At 57.9% G+C, this 22,152-nt stretch carries 12 protein-coding genes; 9 read left to right on the top strand and 3 right to left on the bottom strand.

What is annotated here, in order from left to right; all coding sequences use genetic code 11:
- Positions 1-8 precede the first annotated feature (8 nt).
- Together B3C38_RS01285 and B3C38_RS01290 are read right to left on the bottom strand one after the other, a co-directional pair.
- On the bottom strand, positions 9-1,178 hold the full coding sequence (locus tag B3C38_RS01285; RefSeq protein ID WP_286724527.1) for an imelysin family protein: 1,170 nt from the start codon (positions 1,176-1,178) through the stop codon (positions 9-11).
- 18 nt (positions 1,179-1,196) lie between these two features.
- Complete coding sequence (locus B3C38_RS01290; RefSeq protein ID WP_232045443.1) at positions 1,197-2,678, bottom strand: hypothetical protein; 1,482 nt, start codon at positions 2,676-2,678, stop codon at positions 1,197-1,199.
- A gap of 310 nt (positions 2,679-2,988) precedes the next feature.
- Between B3C38_RS01290 and B3C38_RS01295 the strand changes: the two genes are divergently transcribed.
- From B3C38_RS01295 to B3C38_RS01305, 3 genes are read left to right on the top strand one after another with little or no spacing between them, the layout of a single operon-like run.
- Entirely contained in the window at positions 2,989-4,062 is a 1,074-nt protein-coding gene (locus tag B3C38_RS01295; protein WP_286724531.1) for an efflux RND transporter periplasmic adaptor subunit, read from the top strand.
- Positions 4,063-4,074: 12 nt separating this feature from the next.
- Positions 4,075-7,104, top strand: a complete 3,030-nt coding sequence (locus tag B3C38_RS01300; protein WP_022333903.1) for an efflux RND transporter permease subunit — start codon at positions 4,075-4,077, stop codon at positions 7,102-7,104.
- Between the two features lie 9 nt (positions 7,105-7,113).
- The gene (locus B3C38_RS01305) at positions 7,114-8,427 is read left to right on the top strand and encodes a TolC family protein (protein WP_022333904.1); all 1,314 of its coding nucleotides are present in this window, start codon (positions 7,114-7,116) and stop codon (positions 8,425-8,427) included.
- Positions 8,428-8,669: 242 nt separating this feature from the next.
- On the opposite strand, the gene B3C38_RS01310 is transcribed toward B3C38_RS01305, so the two are convergent.
- On the bottom strand, positions 8,670-10,709 hold the full coding sequence (locus B3C38_RS01310) for a DUF6259 domain-containing protein (protein WP_286724532.1): 2,040 nt from the start codon (positions 10,707-10,709) through the stop codon (positions 8,670-8,672).
- A gap of 1,011 nt (positions 10,710-11,720) precedes the next feature.
- Here B3C38_RS01310 and B3C38_RS01315 point away from each other — a divergent pair.
- The 6 genes from B3C38_RS01315 (at position 11,721) to B3C38_RS01340 (ending at position 22,146) form a co-directional block, all read left to right on the top strand.
- Positions 11,721-14,699 (top strand): SusC/RagA family TonB-linked outer membrane protein, encoded by a 2,979-nt coding sequence (locus tag B3C38_RS01315; RefSeq protein WP_055210009.1) that lies wholly within the window; start codon positions 11,721-11,723, stop codon positions 14,697-14,699.
- 13 nt (positions 14,700-14,712) lie between these two features.
- Positions 14,713-16,656: a RagB/SusD family nutrient uptake outer membrane protein gene (locus tag B3C38_RS01320; protein ID WP_237958092.1), complete on the top strand. Its 1,944-nt coding sequence runs from the start codon at positions 14,713-14,715 to the stop codon at positions 16,654-16,656.
- Positions 16,657-16,671: 15 nt separating this feature from the next.
- Positions 16,672-18,066, top strand: coding sequence for a DUF1735 domain-containing protein (locus B3C38_RS01325; RefSeq protein ID WP_286724536.1), 1,395 nt, complete (start codon positions 16,672-16,674; stop codon positions 18,064-18,066).
- Positions 18,067-18,159: 93 nt separating this feature from the next.
- Positions 18,160-19,359 carry a DUF4855 domain-containing protein gene (locus B3C38_RS01330; RefSeq protein WP_141405145.1) on the top strand — a complete coding sequence of 400 codons (1,200 nt, stop codon included), beginning with the start codon at positions 18,160-18,162 and terminating at the stop codon, positions 19,357-19,359.
- A 67-nt stretch (positions 19,360-19,426) separates the two neighbouring features.
- On the top strand, positions 19,427-20,635 hold the full coding sequence (locus tag B3C38_RS01335; protein ID WP_286724538.1) for a DUF4855 domain-containing protein: 1,209 nt from the start codon (positions 19,427-19,429) through the stop codon (positions 20,633-20,635).
- Between the two features lie 17 nt (positions 20,636-20,652).
- On the top strand, positions 20,653-22,146 hold the full coding sequence (locus tag B3C38_RS01340) for a DUF4855 domain-containing protein (protein WP_286724539.1): 1,494 nt from the start codon (positions 20,653-20,655) through the stop codon (positions 22,144-22,146).
- Positions 22,147-22,152: the final 6 nt, after the last annotated feature.

The following is a 22,152-nucleotide window of genomic DNA, read 5'->3' on the forward strand; positions in this document are numbered from 1 at the left end:
GAAAATGGTTATTTTTCGACCGACAGTGCCGTCAGCGCCTTCGTAAGCGCGTTCACAAGGTCGTTATTGCAATAGGTGGCGGCATCCTTCCATGCCTGTGCCGTACGGTTGTCGACGAACGGGGCCGGGCAGGCCTCGATCTTTTCGATCGCCGTGGAAATCGCATTGCGAACCTCCGTATCGAGGACGGGGTCTACCACCTCGATCCAGTCGCTCACCGAAGCGTCGCCGGAGGTCATACCCTGATAGGTGTTCCGGATGCTGATGATGTTGTCGATGAAATCGGTCTTCGAATTCTGGCTGTAAGGCGACTCGATGTAATTGATATCCTCGGAGCTGGTTCCGTTGGCCGGACGGCCGATCTTCTGCGAGCCGACCTCCGTGGCGATGTCGATGCAGCCCTGGATGATCTCCTCGGCGGCATCCTTATAGTTGCGGTACTTGCTGCCGCCCTTCCCCGAATTGCGCATCGAAGCGCCGTAGTCGAAGGTCGGCTCCAGTTCGGCATCGCCCAGGATCGTCTGCTTCTCTTCGGTGACATTGTCCAGCCCCGCCCACGAAGCTTCGAGGCGTACGCACATGTTGCACAGATCGTTGGCCACACCGACCAGGTATACCAGCTGGGGACGGGTGTATTTGCCGAGGGCGCGGGGGCCCGCATTCTCGAAGAGCATGTATTCCAACGCATGGAACCCGAGCAGGCCGTAACCCAGATTGGCGCTGACATAATCGGGATTCCTCTCGATCTCGGCCATCATACTGTTGTTGTTCAGCAGGTTCTGAAGCGCCGTGCCGTCCAGCGGCCAGGAGTCGATATGCGGGTCGATGTCGTAATCGGCCGCAGCGCCGTAAAGGTAGGCCTCGCTGAGCTCCCAGTGCTTGCGCGTGGTGATCCAGTCGTTGCAGGCGGCCTGCACCAGCGGGGTCGTAAGGGTTCCCGCGTCGAAAGCCTCCAGCATGGCCTCGCAATCCTCCTGCAAGGCGATGCTCCCGTCGGCCAGGGCCTTATAGGTCGGAATCACGTTATTGTCGACGAAATCTACGGCAGCATCCCTGAGCGCCTCTTCACGCTCGTCGGCAAACGTGTAATCGCCGTCGCTGTCGCTGCACGATGCGGCCCCGAGCGCCAGGACGAGTGCCGCGGCTGCATAAACGGAATTTTTGAACAGATTTTTCATATTCTCATTATGATTTGGTTAACGTCTGAAAAAGCCGGAATAGGCGATCCCCAGCGAAAGGGAGGGCTCATTGTTGAAACGCCCCGTGCGGGCCTCCCCGGTGGCGGAGTCGGTGTAGTCGTACGACCGGAGCAGGCCGATGCCGTACTCGGCCTTGATGACAATGTTCCTGATCGGGTAATAGTTGAACCCGACGGCTACCCGCTGGCGGCCGCACCAGTCCTGGCGGATTACCGACTTGGCGGTATCGAACATCGAATCGTAGAACTCATAGCGGCCGAAGACGTAGAAGCGGTGTCCCCTCTCCTTGAGCCTGCGTATCTGCGAGAAGATGTCGTAACCGGCTTCCACCCCCGTGGCGATGGCGTCCGAACCCACATATTGTTTGGGCGAGGGCGATGCGTTGGGCATATCGCGGTTGAACTGGGAAATCTTGTCCGAATTGGTCAGGTGCCCGTAGTCGAAGTTACCGCGAACGATCCAGTTATGGGCATCGTAGAGGAAATCGAAGGCGCCGATCATCACCGTACCCTTCACGTCCTTGTATCTGTCAGCACCGGTACGGTTGGCACTCAGGGTATTGCTGAAACTGTTGCCCGCATAGCCGCTCAGGCTCAGGCGCAAGCCCGGGACGGAGTAGTTGTCGATGCGGAACGCCCCGGCATAGGCATTGGCGATCTTGAATTCGTAGGGGCTTCCGGCACCGCCGCTGACCCAACCGTTGTCGCCGAACCGGTCGGAATCCAGTCCCGGCAAGAACATCACCTCGTAACGCCAGTCACCGGCACGTCCCCAGAGGCTGATGCCCGTTTCGTGCCATGTGCAGGGCAGGATCGTATTCTCGCCCTCGGGACGGTAGACCCCGAAGAACTCGGTGGGCATGTGGTGCTGGTTGGTTCCGCCGACGGGCACGATCATATGCCCCAGGCGCAGGTTGAAGACCGGGCTGAAGCTTTTCTGGAGCCAGAACTGTTCGAGGGCGACCTCGCCGCCGCGTTCGATCTCCGACTCATACTCGCCGCCCTCCTCGAATTCGGTTTCGAAGGCGCTCTCCGTGCCGCCGTGCTCGAATTCGATCTCGGTGCCCATCGACCAGCCGCGCCCGAAATCGTAGCCCAGGTAGATGACCACGTGCGGGAGGTCGAAGCGGCCGTGGCTTTTGTCATTCTTGTACTTGTCGGGGCTGATATAACGCAGGTAGTTGTCGCTGAAAAAATTGCGCGTCATGACGGCTTCGCCGTACCCGCCTACGGTCAGCCGTGAGGGTTTGTCGGCCTCTTTGCTGACGGCGGTCTTCACTTCGGAAGAGAGCTCGGCACGGATCTCCGACAGGAGTTCGGCTTTCAGCTGTGCCTTCAGCCTGGCATTGGCAGCCGAATCGGCCGCAGCCGCAGATTCGGGGATGGGGACAGGGGCGGGGGCGGTCACAGCTTCCTGCGCATGCAGGGTAATACCCGCCAGTAATAAAATAGAAGTAAACAGTAAAATTCCAAGACGCATAGGCTCTCCGTTTATTTTGTTTGCAGTGGCAAAGTTAAGGTGGCTGCCGAGCCCGGGCAATTCCCTGTTTTAGGTAATTTTCGGGACAGAATAATAACATGTAGGTATTGCTTTCCGACGGTGCGGGAATCCGGCGGATGCCGGTCGTTTCGCCGGCGTTTTTTACCGTTTCGCCGGATACGGGCATACACGAACCCGCAACCGGCCCCGTTTTTACGACAAACGGATGCAATTGTACCTTTCGGCAGCGGAGGCATAGCGGTTTTTTTCGTATCTTTGCATATCCCTCATTAAAGACAACCTCTCCGGTATGAAAAAAAAGAAATGGATCATCACGTCCGTCATCCTCGTAGTATTCTGTGCTGGGCTGTTCGTTTACAACCACTACCGCGGCAGTTCGTCCGCCCCCGACCCGGCAGCAATCAGCATACCCCGGAAAAATAGCGTCCTGAACGTCAACGGGCTCGTCGTGCGGCCGCAAACCCTCACGGACGGAATCACCTCGGTGGGCAGCCTGCTCCCCGACGAGGAGGTAGACCTCTCGTTCGAGACCTCGGGCAAGATCGTCTCGATCAACTTCCAGGAAGGCTCAACCGTCCGCAAGGGCGAATTGCTGGCCAAAGTCAACGACAAACCGCTGCTGGCACAGCTGTCGCGCTACGAAGCGCAGCTCAAACTGGCCGAAGACCGTGTTTACCGCCAGAGTGCCCTGCTCGAAAAGGACGCCGTCAGCCAGGAAGCCTACGAACAGGCACGCACCGAACTGGCGATGCTCAACGCCGACATCGACATCGTGCGTTCGAACATCGCGCTCACGGAGCTGCACGCCCCGTTCGACGGCGTGATCGGCCTGCGCAACGTCAGCGAAGGCGCCTATGCCTCGCCGAGCGTCGTGGTGGCCAAGCTGACCAAAATCAAACCGCTGAAGATCGACCTTTCCGTCCCGGAGCGCTACGCCAGCCAGATAAAACCCGGGACGCGCCTCACGTTCACGGTCGAGGGGTACAACGAGACGTTCCACGCCGAGGTATATGCCACCGAGTCGAAGATCGACTCGAATACCCACTATTTCTCGGTGCGTGCGCACTACCCCAATACGCGGGGCAGGCTGCTGCCCGGACGCTTCGTAAGCGTAAAGATCCGGATGCATGACATTCCCGACGCCATCGCCATCCCGACGCAGGCCGTCGTCCCCGAGATGGGCGTGGACAAGGTATTCCTCTACAAGGGCGGCAAAGCCCACGCCGTAGCCATAAAAACCGGGCTGAGGACGGAATCGCGGATACAGGTCGTCGAGGGGTTGGCCCCGGGCGACACGCTGATCGTCTCCGGCACGCTCCAGCTGCGTGAAGGGCTCCCCGTAAAACTCGACACCGTCGAATAAAACCGCCGCCGCATGAATATTTCCGAACTGAGCATCCGGCGGCCGGTAATGGCATCGGTGCTGACGATCATCATCCTGCTATTCGGTTTCATCGGGTACAGCTACCTCGGCGTACGCGAATACCCGAGTGTCGACAACCCCATCATCTCGGTGACGTGCTCCTATCCGGGAGCCAATGCCGATGTGATCGAGAACCAGATCACCGAGCCGCTCGAACAGAACATAAACGGCATCCCGGGCATCCGCTCGATGTCGAGCGTCAGCAGCCAGGGACAGAGCCGCATCACGGTCGAATTCGAACTCTCGGTAGACCTGGAAACCGCGGCCAACGACGTGCGCGACAAAGTGTCGCGCGCCCAGCGCTACCTGCCCCGCGACTGCGACCCTCCGACGGTCACCAAAGCCGATGCCGACGCCACACCGATCCTGATGGTAACCATCCAGAGCGACAAACGTTCGCTGCTGGAGCTGAGCGAGATCGCCGACCTGACGGTCAAGGAGCAGCTGCAGACGATCAACAACGTCAGCGGCGTGCAGATATGGGGTGAGAAACGCTACTCGATGCGCCTGTGGCTCGACCCGGCCAAGATGGCCGGATACGGCATTACGCCCGTGGACATCAAGAACGCCCTCGACCGCGAAAACGTAGAGCTTCCCTCGGGCAGCATCGAAGGCAACACCACCGAGCTGACGATCCGCACGATGGGGCTGATGCACACCACGCAGGAGTTCAACGACCTGGTCGTACGCGAAGCCTCCAACCGCATCATCCGCCTGAGCGACGTGGGACGCGCCGAACTGGGCCCCCAGGATACGCGCAGCTACATGAAGATGAACGGTATCCCGATGGTGGGCGTCGTGGTGATCCCCCAGCCGGGAGCCAACCACATCGACATCGCCGATGCGGTTTACCAGCGCATGGAGACGATGAAGAAAGACCTGCCGGACGACGTGGTGACCTCCTACGGGTTCGACAACACGCGCTTCATCCGCGCCTCGATCGACGAGGTGCGACAGACCGTCTACGAGGCCTTCATCCTGGTCATCATCATCATCTTCCTCTTCCTGCGCAACTGGCGCGTGACGCTCATCCCGTGCATCGTGATCCCGGTCTCGCTCATCGGCACGTTCTTCCTGATGTACGTCGCCGGGTTCTCGATCAACGTGCTGTCGATGCTGGCCGTGGTGCTCTCGGTCGGGCTGGTGGTCGACGATGCCATCGTGATGACCGAGAACATCTACATCCGCATCGAACGCGGCATGACGCCCAAGGAGGCCGGCATCGAAGGCGCCAAGGAGATCTTCTTCGCCGTCATCTCGACGTCGGTCACGCTGATCGCCGTGTTCTTCCCGATCGTCTTCATGGAGGGCATGACCGGCCGCCTGTTCCGCGAATTCAGCATGGTGATCTCGGGCGCGGTGGTCATCTCGACCTTCGCTGCGCTGACCATCACCCCGATGCTGGCGACCAAACTGCTGGTGCGGCAGGAGCGCAAGAGCTGGTTTTACAGCAAGACCGAGCCCTTCTTCGTGGGAATGAACAACTTTTACCAGCGCACGCTGGCCGGGTTCCTGCGGCGGCGCTGGGTGGCATTGCCGCTCATCGCCCTGATGGTCGGACTGATCGGCTGGCTGTGGCGGGCCATCCCGGCGGAAATGGCGCCGCTCGAAGACCGTTCGCAGATTTCGATCATTACCCGCGGGTCGGAAGGCGCCACCTACGAATACCTGCGCGACTACACCGAGGACATCAACCGCCTGGTCGATTCGCTCGTGCCGGAGGCCCAGTCGGTCACGGCACGCGTATCGAGCGGCTCGGGCAACGTCCGCATCGCCCTGACCGACATCTCGGAACGCAAACGTTCGCAGATGGAGATCGCCGAGGAGCTTTCGGCGGCCGTGCGTACCAAGACCAAGGCCCGCGCCTTCGTGCAGCAGCAGAGCACCTTCGGCGGCCGCCGCGGCAACATGCCCGTGCAGTACGTCCTGCAGGCCACCGGCATCGAACGGTTGCAGGAGGTGCTGCCCGAATTCATGCGCAAGGTCTACGAAAGCCCCGTGTTCCAGATGGCCGACGTCGACCTGAAATTCAGCAAGCCCGAAGCGCGCATCATCATCAACCGCGACAAGTCGAACCTGCTGGGCGTCTCGACGCGCGACATCGCCCAGACGCTCCAGTACGGGCTCAGCGGCCAGCGTATGGGCTACTTCTACATGAACGGCAAGCAATACGAGATACTGGCCGAAATCAACCGCCAGCAACGCAACAAGCCCGCCGACCTGCGGTCGATCTACGTACGCAGCGACAAGGGCGAGATGATCCAGCTGGACAACCTGATCGCACTGGAAGAGAACGTCGCCCCGCCGCAATTGTACCACTACAACCGGTTCCTCTCGGCGACCGTATCGGCCGGGCTGGCGAAGGGCAAGACCATCGGGCAGGGGCTCGACGAAATGGATCGCATCGCCGCCGAAACGCTCGGCGACGATTTCCGCACGGCGCTGGCCGGCGACTCGAAGGAGTTCCGTGAAAGTTCGTCGAGCCTGATGTTCGCCTTCCTGCTGGCCATCCTGCTGATCTACCTGATCCTCGCGGCACAGTTCGAGAGCTTCAAAGACCCGCTGGTCATCATGCTCACCGTGCCGCTGGCCATTGCGGGGGCACTGGTGTTCATGGCCGCCAACGGGCAGACGATGAACATCTTCAGCCAGATCGGCATCATCATGCTCATCGGCCTGGTGGCCAAGAACGGCATCCTGATCGTGGAGTTCGCCAACCAGAAGCAGGAAGCGGGAATCGACAAACTGCACGCCATCGAGGAAGCCTCGCTGCAACGCCTGCGCCCGATCCTGATGACGAGCGCCTCGACCATCCTCGGCCTGCTGCCGCTGACCGTCGCCACGGGCGAAGGTGCCAACGGACGTATCGCCATGGGTATCGCCGTAGTGGGCGGTATGGTGGTATCCACCCTGCTGACGCTCTACATCGTCCCGGCAATATACAGCTACGTATCGACAGACCGGAGTAAGAAACAGAAATAAGGAAGCCCAATGAAACGAGTGATTTTATCGGCCCTGGCCGCGGGGATTTTCGCAACGGCGGCGGCACAGGAGGAGCTGACCCTCCGCAAGTGCCTGGAAATAGGGTTGGAAAACAACTACGACATACGCATCGTGCGCAATGAGGAGCGCATCAGCGACAACAATGCCACGGCGGCAAATGCCGGCATGGTGCCGACGATCGACTTCGAGGCGGGTTATTCGGGGGCGCTGGACAACGAGCGCACCACACCGCGCGAAGGGGACGCATGGTCGGACAACGGCATCTACGACCAGACGTTCAACGCCGGGATCAACCTCAACTGGACGATTTTCGACGGATTCCGCATCCGCACCAACTACAAAAAGCTCAAAGAGATGCAGGAGATGGGCACTGTCCGCACCCGCATCACGATCGAGGACTTCGTAGCCAGCCTGACGGCCGAATACTACAATTACGTCCAGCAAACGCTGCGCCTGCAGAATTTCCGCTATGCCGTGGCGCTTTCGCGCGAGCGGCTGCGCATCACCGAAGCGCGGGTCAGCGTCGGCAATTTCTCGCGCCTCGACCTGTTGCAGGCACGCGTGGACTTCAATGCCGACAGTTCGAAATATATGTCCCAGCAGGAGCTGGTTTCGGCTTCGCGCATCCGCATCAACGAACTGCTGGCCAACAAGGACGTCAACGAAATGCTCTGCATCCGCGACTCGGTGATCGAGGTCAACGGCGAGCTCAAATGGGAGGAGCTGCTGGCGCAGACGCTCGACACGAATGCCTCGCTGCTGCTGGCAGGGCATGACAATGTGCTGGCCGAACTCGACCTGAAAACCGTGCAGGCGCGCAACTACCCCTACCTGAACCTGACGACGGGATACGGTTACACCTACAACCGTTTCGGGAACGGGACGACCCGGTCGCGCGGAACGCTGGGACTGAACGCCGGGGTGAAACTCGGCATCACGATCTTCGACGGCAACCGCCGCCGGGAGCAGCGCAACGCCCGCATCGACGTGGAAAATGCGCAGCTCACGCGCGAAAGGCTCGAGCAGTCGCTGCGTGCCAACCTGTCGAACTTCTGGCAGGCCTACCGCAACAACCTCGAGGTGATCCAACTGGAAAAGGAGAACCTGATCGCCGCCAAGGAGAACTACGAGATCGCCATGGAGCGTTACCTGCTGGGCGACCTGCCGGGCATCGAGATGCGCGAAGCGCAGAAGAGCCTGCTCGATGCCGAAGAGCGCATCCTCACGGCCAAATACAATACGAAGGTTTGTGAAATATCGTTGCAGCAGATCAGCGGCAACGTCATGACTTACATGGAATAAACCCGCGGTTCATTCTTTCTCGCCTTGGGGCATCGGGGAACGGGCGGAGAGGGAATCGCAGCACGGCTGCCTGTAACTCCCGATGACAGGATATACCCCTCGCCGACGACGATGCGGTTGCGCCCGACCAGGCGGATTCCGGCGGGCAAGTCCCCCTGCAAAACAAGGGTGCCCGGCGTAACGCACGCCGGGCTCCCTCTCCTACCCAACCTATCCGGGCCCTGCCCGGACATCGTTACCCGTTACAAATCAATACGCTTGCAGGACGCACCCGCCACATCGAAGGGCTTGTCCACGCCGGGTAACGAAACCTTATGTTTTTTTTCATCCATATTGACAACGATATAGACCTTGCGGCCGTCCGGCTTCCGCCACTCGGCAGCCAGCACCGACGCGTCATCGCCGAACCCCGGAATCTTCACGATGGGGTTGTCGCCCGTCGGGGTGAGCTCGCGGATGAAGAGGCCGCCGTACACGACATCGTGCAGGCTGCGGCGGAAATCCATGAGCGTCTTCATGAAACGCGCCTCGCTGACGGCCTGTTCCGACATCAGCGGGATGGGGTCGACCCACCCGATCTGCGAACCCCACAACAACGCCTTCGCCAGTTCGTAACGGAAGTCGCCCAGCGACATCTTATCCGCCTCGCTCGGCGTATAGGTGAAGGCACTGGTGACGGCACGGTCGGAATAGACCATCGGGAACACCGGCCGGATGATGCAGTTGTCCTCCTCATGGGGCGTATTGACGACCAGCAGCATGTCGAACAGGTCGATATAGCACTCGGCATTCTCCTCGCTGGTCAGGATCCTGTCCTCCTGCAGGTGGTGTGCGCGGATCTCGCCGATAAGCCTGCGGTAGCCGTCGTACCAGAAATCGCCGCCCCCGACCGGATGGCCGTGCGCCTCGTTCCAACAGGGCTCGGGCGCAGCCGCAGCGATCTGGTCGATATAGATTCCGTTCACCCCGATCGCGTGTTGCAGGCTGTCCACCAGCCCGATGATCTTCCGGTGCCAGATATCCGTCGAGGGGCAGGTCACCGTATTGAGGACTTTCGACGTGGGGTAAATCTCGGTATAGAGCGAACCGTCGGGTTTACGGCACGACGCGTCGTAACCGCGGTCGCGCTTATAGCTGTCGGCCGCCGGATCCCAGAGCCGGCCGTTGATATAGGGCGTCACACGCGCGCCCAGAGACTGGGCATCACGCACCATCCCTGCGAAACGCTCCTGCGCGGGCAGGTAGTCGGGATAGTGGGTATCGTAGGGGTAATGATGCCAGAAATACCAGTGCACACCCAGCCCTTTCCCGAAATACCGGGCAGCACGCCGGACGGCATCGTAGGTCTGGTCGGTCACGTGCTTGGCACGTACCCATGCGTCGGCATCGTAGCACCACTGCGGGATATTGCGCGAGGCGAGCGGCTTACGACCCCACTCGGTCGTGAAGGTAAACGGACGGTACCACCTGACGACGGCATCTTCCCAACCCTTCGGCGTGAAACCCGTGACCGAGACCCACGGCAGGCGGAACGTCCCGTCCGCGATCCATCCGGCCGAGGCGGGGATGGCATCGCAGAACGCAACCGTCGTCGGCGTACACTGCGCCGAATAGGTCTTTCCGCAACCGCGGCGGTCTTCCGTCCCGTAATAGAACGCACCCTCGGCATTGTGTACCACGAGGAACTGCATGGCGGAGGCATGCGACGGGTAACGGGCTTCGAACGTGGCGATGTCGAGCGGCTTCTCGACGCCCCAGCCTTCGGTGGTGATGATCCTGCCGTCTTCGGGGCGTTCGATCACGACATTGGGGAATTTCAGATCCGTGACCAGCCACCCGGCGGGCAGGTCGGCCTCTATGTTCCATTGCAGCAGCTCGCCGCCGTCGGGAAGCGTCACGTACATCCGCACGGGATATTTCACCGGCGAGTAGTCCAGCGTCAGCTCCCACGTGAACACCAAAGTTTTGGCATGGGCGTCATCGCGCACCTGCACCCCACGGTAAACGGCATGTTCGGGTTTCAACTCCGGGTTTTCTCCCTGGGAACCTTTGTATATCAGGATCCACGGCGTTTCGTTCTTGCCTGCCGCGACGACCTGTTTCCCGTTGAGCACCAGTTTCTCGATGTCGAAGCTTCCGCTCCCGCTGAAAACGGCCTCGACCGCACCGTTCGACAGGGTGTAGTCCTCGCCGATACGGCTTGCGGCCGTTTTATCCTGTGCGAATATTTGCGTGTGTAGCAGGAGGCCCGCCACCAGCATACAACAATTTTTAATCATCATTTATTCCGGGTATTTTATTGAATTTTCAACTCAGCGCAGTTCCATGCGGTACGGCCGGCGTAGCCGGATGCGGGCATAAACGGCAAATATAATATACATAGGTATACCTTGTTAGCCGGTAAGCCCGAAAGTTTACAGGACAAAAATAAGCAAAAATATTTTACTTACAAGCCCAGGAACAGTAAAAAACTTTTCAAATCATTGAAGCGGCAAAAATCAGGGCACGCAACTATTATCCGTCAGGAACGATCCGGGCACAAGCGAAATATAAAAATATAAAATATTGTATTACACAATCTTAAGAACAAAGACCTGCCTAAGCCAGTGCCCAGAAGCCAAGTGCCTGATAAAAAGGATATTAGTTTTTCAAAAAAAAATCATGGCTCGAAAGCAAGAATTAAAACATTGACAATCAATAAATTAAGTATACTAATTCGCCGACGGGCAAATCGCGCCGCACCGCATTAAAGTAAAAAAACTTATCAAAAATAGTAATGATAATAATTTTATTGTTATATTTGTTACCGGATAATGAATACTTTTAACTGAATTTCACAGAAAAGAAAGTACCACACAGGCCGTATGTTGTCGTGTATCAAGTTCTTTCGGCATTGACAGCCATATCGGCAGACGAATTATAAAACCGACTAATTATTCACCATACCTAAAAACTAAAACGTGCCTATGGTAAAACAGACGAGACCCGAACTATTGACTTCCTGAAAACACTAATCCAAAGTGCTTCTAGCCAAGCAAGGATCAATCCAACACGTACGGGCCCGCGGCGACCGACCGACGCCCGAACCGTACAAATCTACATTAAGTAATTATAAATGAGGAAATATGACAATGACTATACAAAAGCTCTTTTGTAAAATAATGCTCCGGTCATTCGTGTTGATACTGGGGCTTATATCGGTTACGGAATTGAGCGCAAATCCCGAATTTGTGTATTCCGCAAACAGCCTGGAAACGTCTGTTACCGCCCCGCAAGGGGGGGGGAATGTCAAGATGACCGGACGCGTCCTGGACGAGACCAAGGCGGGTGTACCGGGAGCCACCGTGATCGTCAAGGGCAGTACCCGCGGTGTCATCACGGGTAATGACGGTACCTTCTCGATCGACGTAAAGCCGACCGATGTAATCGAGATTTCGTACCTGGGTTATGAAACCCAGAGCATTCCCGTCGGAACGAAGACCAACATCGTGACCGAGCTGGTGCGCAAGGTTTCCGAACTGGAGGCGGTAACCGTAGTCGCATACGGTAAACAGCGCAAGGAGAGTATCATCGGCGCCATCAACACCATCGACGCCGGCGAACTGGAAGTGGCAAGCGGCTCGCTCTCCTCAAACCTCGCAGGTAAACTGGCGGGTATCGTCGTAATGCAGCGTACGGGCGAACCCGGATCGAGCGCCGAGTTCTGGATCCGTGGACAGAGTACGTTCGGTGCCAAAACCACCCCGCTGGTGCTCGTCGACGGTATCGAGCGCGACATGGACTTTGTCGACGCGGACGACATCGCCACGTTCTCCATCCTGAAGGACGCAACGGCGACCGCCCTCTACGGTGTGCGCGGTGCGAACGGCATCATCCTGATCACCACCAAACGAGGCACCGAAATGACGGCGCCCCAGATCCGCGTCAAGGCCGAATTCGGCATTACGCAGCCTGTCCAGCTGCCCGAGCTGGCGAACGCTTCGCAGTGGATCGACTACTACAACGAACTCTACCGCGACAGCGGCAGCACCGAGATGCCGATTTCGGACTATGCCCGCCAGATGTACCTGAGCGGCCGCGACCCCGACCTCTATCCGAACGTCGACTGGGTCAACACCATCTTCAAGGACTTGGCCATGACCGGGCGCGTACACGCGAGCGTCACGGGCGGCTCCCCGAAAATCCGTTACTACGTTTCGGCATCCTACTACACGGAAGGCGGTATGTTCAATGTCGCGGACAATGACCGTTACGATGCCCAGATGAACTTCAACAAGTACAGCTTCCGCTCGAACATCGACATCGACATTACCAAGTCGACGCAGCTGGGTCTTTCGCTGTCTACGCAGTATACCACCAAGAACGCGCCATGTACGAGCACGAACGACCTATACGCCTATACGATGTACGTAACCCCCGTGGCTACGCCGACCGTATATTCCAACGGCATGCTGGCGATCCCGCAGGAGTCGGGCTCGGTCAACCCCTACAACATGCTGAACAACACCGGATATAGACGTTACAACACCATGGTGGCGCAATCCCTGTTGTCGCTTACGCAGGATTTCTCGGACATCATTACCCCCGGACTGAAAGCCAATGTGAAATTCGCATGGGACGCCCAGAATGCGACCCTCCTGGAGCGGGCAATGTCCCCGGTAACCTACTACGCCACCGGGCGCGATGAAAACGGCGAACTGATGCTGACCGCTGCCAATCCCAACGGCAGTAACTATATGAAGCTCGCAACATCGGACTCCTCGGGTACGACGGCCATCAATTTCGAGGGCTCGCTTATCTATGAGCGCCTCTTCGCGGAAGACCACCGCGTAAGCGGCATGTTCCTCTACTCGGTACGCAGCAAATCCAAGAACAGGCCGCTCAATTACATCGACGCCTACCCGACTAAGAACATGGGTATCGCCGGACGTTTCACCTATGCCTTCCGCGACAAGTATTTCGCCGAGTTCAACTTCGGTTACAACGGTTCGGAGAATTTCGCTCCCGGCAAGCGCTACGGCTTCTTCCCCTCCTACGCCGTAGGATACATGATCAGCAACGAAAAATTCTGGGAGCCGCTGCGCGACAAGATCAACATCCTGAAGATCCGCGCCTCGTACGGTAAGATCGGTAACGACGAAATCGGCGGAAGCCGCCGCTTCGCCTACAATACGACCATGAACACCAATGCAGGCGGGTTCCTTTTCGGCGATCTGGGACAGACCAGTCTGCCCGGTTATTCGACCGGCGAGTACGGCAATCCCGACGTTGCCTGGGAAGAGGCGACGAAGGCCGACGTCGGTATCGAACTGGGGCTGTTCAACAAGATCAAGATCCAGGCGGACTATTTCTATGAGAAACGCGAAGGCATCTTCATCCAGCGCGAATCCACCCCGTCGGTGGTCGGCACGAAAACGGCGCAGTGGGTCAACCTCGGCCGCATGAAGAACCAGGGTTTCGACATGTCGCTCGAATTCGACCACAGCTTCAACAAGGATTTCAGCATATCGGCACGCGGTAACTTCACCTACAACCGCAACAAGAAACTCTACGACGACAAACCCGACCAGATCTGGAAATACCAGAACCTCGCCGGCTTTGCCAACAACCAGCAGTTCGGCCTGATTGCCGAAGGACTGTTCGAGTCGGAAGAGGATATCGCCAACTGGCCCAAGCAGGATTTCGGTACCGTACGCCCGGGTGACATCAAGTACCGCGACGTCAACGGCGACGGCGTGGTCAACACCTTCGACAAGGTGGCCATCGGCTATACGCTCGTACCGGAGATCAACTACGGTTTCGGCGCCAGCCTCAAATGGAAAGGCATCGACGTATCGGTATTCTTCTCGGGCGTGGGCCACGTGACCCGCATCATCCAGGGCCAGAACCTCTTCGGCGCTTCGTCGACGATCCTCCGCATGGGACAGATTTTCGAGGATGTGGCCAAGAACCGCTGGACGCTCGACAACCAGAATCCCAACGCACCCTACCCCCGTCTGTCGCTCAACAAGGTGGACAACAACCAGCAACTTTCGACCTACTGGCAGCGCGACATGAGTTTCCTGCGTCTGAAAGACGCGGAGATCGGCTATACACTACCCGAAAGCATGACCAAGAAATGGGGCCTGTCCAAGATCAGGTTCTATATCCAGGGAAAGAACCTGGTTACATTCAGCGATTTCAAGCTCTGGGATCCTGAGGTAAATGCGAATTACGGTAATGTATACCCCCTTATACGTACCTTTGCAATCGGTGCAAACGTCAACTTCTAAAAAAGGATAAGCTATGAAAAAAATACGAATATTCGCAACCGCCCTCTTACTGGCCTTTACGCTGTCCTCCTGCGAGTCGTTCTTCGACGTGGAACTGGACGACCAGGCCAAGATCGAGGATATTTTCCGGCAAAAAACCGAAGTCCAGAAATACCTGAGCCACCTTTACTCCTACATTCCCCAGGAAGAAGAGGTCGTAGGCATGCACGGCTGGACGGTAGGACGCTCCGACGAAGCGCTCTTCTCGTGGTACCAGTGGGTCTACTACACCCAGTTCAGAACCGGTAATTACAGTAGCGCCACGACCAACTTCAATTACTGGCCGGATTACTACATCGGCATCAACCAGTGCTCCATCTTCCTGAAATATATCGACCTCGACAAGGAAGACACCCCGACGACAGTTGCCTATATGAAGGCCGAGGCCCGCTTCCTGCGCGCCTACTACTACTTCCTGCTGTTCCGCCAATACGGCCCGGTATTCATCTGGGGCGACCAGATCGCCGACGAGACGATCGACGCCAAGAGCGTAGACCGCCACACCGTACAGCAGAACATCGACTTCATGGTCGGGGAGCTCGACGCAATCAAGAACGACCTGCCGGTACGCACCGACGACATCGGTATCGACGGCAAACAGTGGGCCGGCCGTGTTACGCGCGGTGCAGCCCTGGCGCTGAAATCGCGCATACTGCTTTACGCAGCATCGCCGTTATACAACGGGTGCGACCTTTACAAAGGCCAGATGCAGAACATTCGCGGGGAATTCCTCTTCCCGCAGAGCAAGGACGAGACCAAATGGGAGGCAGCCGCACAGGCAGCCTGGGATGTGATCGAGTTGGCTGAGACCGGTTTGTACGATCTCTACAAGGATACGGAACAGACCGATGAGTTCACGCGTTACATGTCCTCTTATCAGGGCGTAAGGCTGAAGCCCTGGAACAAGGAGACCATCTGGGGCTGGTGGAGCCGCTCGGGCAGTTATTCGTGGCTTGGCGGCACCGGAGGTCTGCTGGCATGCGCCATGCCCGGCATGACAAGCGGCGGCGCATCGGGTGTCGTTTACCAGGGATACGGCGGTATCCAACCTTCGCTGAAATTGGTAGACAGCTATCCCATGTACACGACCGGACGCTATCCCGTGACAGGCTACCAGGGTGAGAACGACATGTCGAAACCCATCGTCGACCCGCAATCGGGTTATCTGGCCACCGGCTTCACCGAAGGGTACAAACAGCCCGGTATCGACTGGGGCGACGGCATCAAGGCCCACAACAGTTGTATCAACCGCGATCCCCGTTATTACGCCTGCCTCGTACCCAACGGTTTCTGGTGGCCCAACAAGACGGAGAATATCAAGTTCACCTGCTACAACAACGATGCTTGCACCAATAAGTGGAATGCTGGTGAAGGCGGCGGTATCACCCGCGTAGGCTATGTATGGCGCCGTTTGCTCGAAACCAACAAGTCGCTGCGCGAAGCCAAGGATTACACTTCGATGCAAACGGTTTATCCGGCCTTCCGCCTGGCGGAAATCTATCTCAACTACGCCGAGGCCTGCAACGAAAAGCCCCAGCGCGACGAGACCGCAGCGCTCGAATACCTGAACAAGGTGCGCGAACGTGTCGGACTGAAAAAGATCGAGGTCGCTTACCCCGAAATCAAAGGGAACAAGGAGCTGCTCCGCTGGTGCATCCAGAAAGAACGCATGGTAGAGTTCGGACTGGAAGCGATGCGCCACTACGACGCCTGCCGCTGGATGATCGCCAAGGAAGAATACCCGAGCGAGAACTGGACGCTGCACGTAAGCGCCACCACGTACGAAGAGTCCTACGAACGCGTACACACCGACTACGTCGGCGCCCCGGCCGTATTCCGCGACAAGGACTATCTCCACCCGATCAATGCGGCACAGATGGCCGAAATGACCAATATGACCCAGAATTACGGACATTAATAAATGCTCGAACCTATGAAAATAAATATGTGGAAACTGTTGATTGCAGGACTGTTTGCTTCGGCCGCTCTGGCCGGCTGCGAGGACAATCGCAACAACTTCATGGTAGACGATACGCTCTCATTCGTCAATGAGGAACAATATGCAGGCGTATCGGTTTATAATGGGAAATACGAATTCGCCATACTGAAAAACGGCAAGGGGCAGCAAAGCGCCAAAGCGCTCCTCAGCGTCTCGGAAACTGCCCTGGCCGAGTACAACGCGGCCAACGGCACCAACTACGCGGTGCTGCCGGCGAATTGTTACAAACTCTCCTCTTCGACGATCGGGTTCTCGGATGGCGACACCCGTAAATTCGTTGAGGTTACGTGGGATGACGCAGCCATCTTCGCCCTCGGCGAGGGTACGGAGTATGCCATTCCGCTTGAGCTCACCACGGTCAACGACGCGCTGGCCGTCGACGCGAACCGCAATGTGAAGATCATCAACCCCAAGCGCGCTTCGATCGGCATGGAGAAGGAACTGGCAACACCGTTCCACCCCACCGCTACGCACGAGGAGATTACCTTCGACGGCAACATCGTGCTCGACAATGCCATCACGACAATGGATCTGACGGTGAACTACGCGATCGACAACAGCCTCGTGGAGGCCTACAACCAGGCCAACGGGACGAACTACCTGGCCGCGCCCGAAGGATTCGCCAGGCTCGACGCCGCCAGATCGCAGATCGCAGCAGGCGAGACGACGGCCAAGTTCTCGGGCAAGATCAACTCCGACAAGCTGTTCACGGGCAGCAACCTCGATATCGTGGGCGACCTGCTCGTGCCGGTGCGCATCACCTCCGCGTCGCTGGACGGTATCACCGTCACCACCGAGGTCATGTATGTCCCCTTCTCGATGGACAAGGAACTGAAGGGCCCGTGGAAATTGCTCGAAGGCGAGGATAACTGCTATGCAAAAGACCCGAACAACGGCGGGGCCGCATGGATCATGCAGTATACAGCCGACAAACTGTTCGATGGGGAAATTACCGCCGGCCACGAATGGATATCCTGGTTCGCCACTCAAATCGAATTCCCGATAACGTTCGTCGTGGATATGGGACAGCGGCAGGTGTTCACGAAATTCCGGATCAGCGATTACTCGACCCACCAGGGTAATTACCGGGATTATGAGATCTACACGGCCGAAGAGTATAGCGGTGCAAGCACCCAGTGGAATCTGGTAGCCAGCGGTAAGCGTGATTTCAACTGGACAGGTGTGCCGACGCCCTATGACTATGCAGTCCAGAAAACGATCGCAGGCCGTTACCTGAAATTCGTGATTGTCAAACCCGAATACGCCCAAACCGGAGACTATCTGTATGGCCGCGGTAAACTGGCTGACGTACAGGGTCTGGGATTCTAACGACAGATGTTGAATAATTAATCCCGTTGTGAGTTCATTCTCTTTCACAACGGGATTAATTTTAATTTTACGAATTACGACTTACCGACTACGATGCTCAAATTCCTGAAAAATATCGTTCCGTTCGCAGCGGCCGCAGGATGCCTGCTTCTCGCGGGCGGTTGTTCCCGGACTATGTACCCGCAGGGGCAGCACCGCAGAGACCTGCAACCCCCCACGGATGCCGTGTTATGTTACGGCGGCAGCCACCACCGCACCCCTTTCCTGTGGGATAAGGAGCGGCTGGCACCCTATGTCACCTATGTCGATAAAGAGGGCACAGAGCACTGGCTCTTCGACGGGTTCATCTTCCTGGAATTCCAGGACACGAACCGCCCCGACGCAGAACTCTACGCCTTCGAGACGGGGCATCTGCGTGACACGGGCGAATCGGCCGGCAAAGCGCAATGGCAGGAGCTGATCGACTATTATTTCACGGACGGCAACGGGGTCGAGGCCCTCGAAGAGGCCGTGAAGGAGGCCGCCGCGCGGTTGGGCAAAGCCCCGCAGAAGCACAAGGTCATCATGGTACTCCCTGACCCGGTGATTCACCGGCACTATATCGACACGACGTCGAGTACGACCTATTGGGGTGCGCTGGATGGCCAGCAGCTGGATTTCAGCAGGAACGAAGACCGCATAGCCGCCTGCAAATGGTATATCGACCGGGTACGGGAGCGGTTCGCCCGGGGCAACTACGAACACGTCGAGCTGGCGGGATTCTACTGGCTGCGCGAGATCGTCACCCGGCCGGTGGACACGCAGTACAGCTACCACCTGACCCGCTCGGACATCATGCTCCCGCATATCGCCGACTACCTCCACAAGCTGGATTATACGTTCAGCTGGATACCCTACTACGGCTCGCGCGGGTACGACGTATGGCAGCAGTTCGGGTTCGACCAGGTCTACCTGCAACCCAACTATTACTGGAAGCCGCAGAACGACATGGATGAGGTTTGCAGACAGATCGACAGCCTGGGCATCGGCATGGAAATAGAGTTCGAACCCACGCTGCTCGACGCACGCGAAGGCAGCGGAACATTCCGTGCGCGGCTGCGCGATTACATCGACTACGCCAAACGACGCAACATCTACGGCAAACGGCCGTTCGCATATTACCATGGCACCAACGGGTTCTACGACCTCCACGCTTCGGACGACGAGGCCGACCGGGAGTTGTTCGACGAACTTTGCCAGTTCATCATAAACAATCCGTTACGGGCACAACGACCGACAACGGACAGGAAATAACCCATAAACGGATATATTGACCCCGGACGGAAGAGACTGCTCCGGGGTCGGATAAAAACGACAAGACATGACTCGCAGACTTTTTACAGTAGCAATTGCAGTGGTAACAGCCTTGGTTTTCACGCTCCCGACCGGCACCGCAGGCCCGAAGGACAAGCTGTACCCGTGGGAGAGGAAACACAAGAGTCCGGCGACCACGACCGATGCCGTATTATGCTACGGTGCCAGCCATCACCGCAATCCCTTCCTGTGGGACAAGGGGCGCTTCGCCCCCTATGTCACCTACGTCGACCCCGACGGGAAGGAACAATGGCTATTCGACGGCTTCATCTTCCTGGAATCGCAGGATGTCGACCGCCCCGACAGCGGCGCCTACTCGTATATGACGGGCGTGCTGCGCGATGCGGGCGTATCGGCCGGCAAGGAGCAGTGGCAGGAGCTGATCGACTACTATTTCACAAAGGGCAACTGTGCCGACGCCCTGGAACAGGCCGTCAAGGAGGCCACCGCCCGGTTGGGCAAAGCGCCCTGCAAACGCCGCGTGATCATAATGATCCCCGATCCGATCATCCACCGCCACTACATCGACACGACCACCACGACCACCTACTGGGGAGAACTCGGCGGGCGCCGGTTGGATTTCAACAGCAACGAAGACCGCGTAGCGGCCTGCAGGTGGTACATCGACCAGGTGCGGGCACGGTTCGCCCAGGGCGATTACAAATACATCGACCTGGCCGGGTTCTACTGGATCCGCGAGATCGCCGCCCAGCCGCACGACACGGAGTACAGCTACCACCTGACCCGTTCGGACATCCTGCTCCCCGAGATCGCCGACTACCTCCACCGGCTCAACTACACGTTCAGCTGGATTCCGTTCTACGACGCCCGCGGCCATGACGACTGGCGCAAATTCGGCTTCGACCAGGTCTACATGCAGCCCAACCACTACTGGAAGCCGGAAAACGACCTGGATTCCGCCTGCATGAAGATCAACCGTGCCGGGACGAGCATCGAGTTCGAATTCGAGGCTTCGATCCTCAGCGCGGATCCGCACAGCGACATATACCGGGCACGGATGCGCAAATACATGGAATACGCAAAGAAACACGGCATCTACGGCACCCGCCCGCTGGCCTATTACCAGGGGAGTAATGCCCTCTACGACCTCTCGGTCTCCACGGACGAAACGGACAGGGAGTTCTTCCACGAATTCTGCAGTTTCGTCGTAAACAACCCGGTACGGACGCAACACTCCGGAAAGGGAAACAAATAAAAAAAAACTGACATCCCATGACGAACTACCGAATCATTTTCACGCTTCTCTGCTGCCTGTCGTTCATCGGCTGCGGAGACGGGGACGACGAGCCCTCCGGGGGCCCGAAACCGGCCCTGAGCATGACGATCGCATCGTCGGGCGCCAACTCGGTGACGCTGAACATGAAGCGCACGAACGCCACGTCCGTCAAAATCATATACAAGGCCACAGGGGTCATTACGTCCGAAACGGCGCAGAGCGTCGCCCAGAACGGCACGCAATACACCGGGACGACGGTCGAGATCGACGGCCTGGCGGCGCAGACGACCTACACGGTCTTCGCCGTGGCCTGCAACGACTCGGGCGAATACAGCCAGATGCAGTATGTCCGGTTCACCACCGACGCCCCCGGCCCGCAGATGTACCCGTGGGAACAAAGCCGCAACGGGATACTCTCCTATACGGACATGGTGCTGTGCTATGGCGGCAGCCACCACCGCACCCCGTACCGCTGGGACAAGGAGCGTTTCGCCCCGAGCGTGAGCTACGTGGACGAACAGGGCAAGGAACATTGGCTGTTCGACAGCTTCCTGTTCATCGAATTCCAGGACAGCAGCCGTCCCGACGGCGGTTATTACGCCTACATGGTTGGGCTGATGAAGGACTACGGGTTCTCGGCCGGAAAGACGCAATGGAAAGAGCTGATCGACTATTGGTTCGCCGGCGGCAGCGGCATGGATGCCCTCGAAGGAGCCGTGAAGGACGCTTCGGCACGCCTGGGCGCACCCCCGTCCAAACGCAAGGTCATCATGGTACTTCCCGACCCGATCATCTACAAGGTTTACGACGGCAAGGGCAACGGCAAGGGCGACCCCGGCTCCACGGTTTACTGGGGCGAGCTGAACGGCCGCAAAATGGACTTTTCGACGGCCGAAGACCGCATCGCGGCCTACAAGTGGTATGTCGACGAGGTACGCAGGCGTTTCGACCTGGGTAACTACCAGTATATCGACCTGGCGGGGTTCTACATCATCTCCGAGGAACTCGTCACGCCGGGCGACGGCTGGAACCACGAACTGAAGAAATCGGACGAGATCATCCCTCCGCTCGCGGAATACCTGCATGCGATCAACCAATCCCTGAACTGGATCCCGTACAACCGCGCCGCAGGGTATAAGAAATGGAAGCAGCTGGGCGTAGACTACGCCTATATGCAGCCCAACTACTTCTGGGAGGGACAAAAATCGCTGTCGCAGTTCTTCTCCGACGTCAAGGCCAACGGCCTGGGCATGGAATTCGAATTCGACGAGGCGCTCCTCGAGGGAAAGGCCGACTGCGACACCTACAAGAAGCGTTTCCGCGAATACATGTCCGGAGCCAGGCTGAACAATGTCTACGGCACAAAGCCGCTGAGCTACTACCACGGCACCAACGCCTTATACGACCTGTCGAAATCGACGGCAGCCAAAGACAGGGAGTTCTACCACGAATTCTGCCGTTTCGTACTCGACAACCCGATGCGCAAATAACGATTA

Source organism: Alistipes sp. UBA1686, from assembly GCF_002320215.1.
Taxonomy (GTDB): domain Bacteria; phylum Bacteroidota; class Bacteroidia; order Bacteroidales; family Rikenellaceae; genus Alistipes; species Alistipes onderdonkii.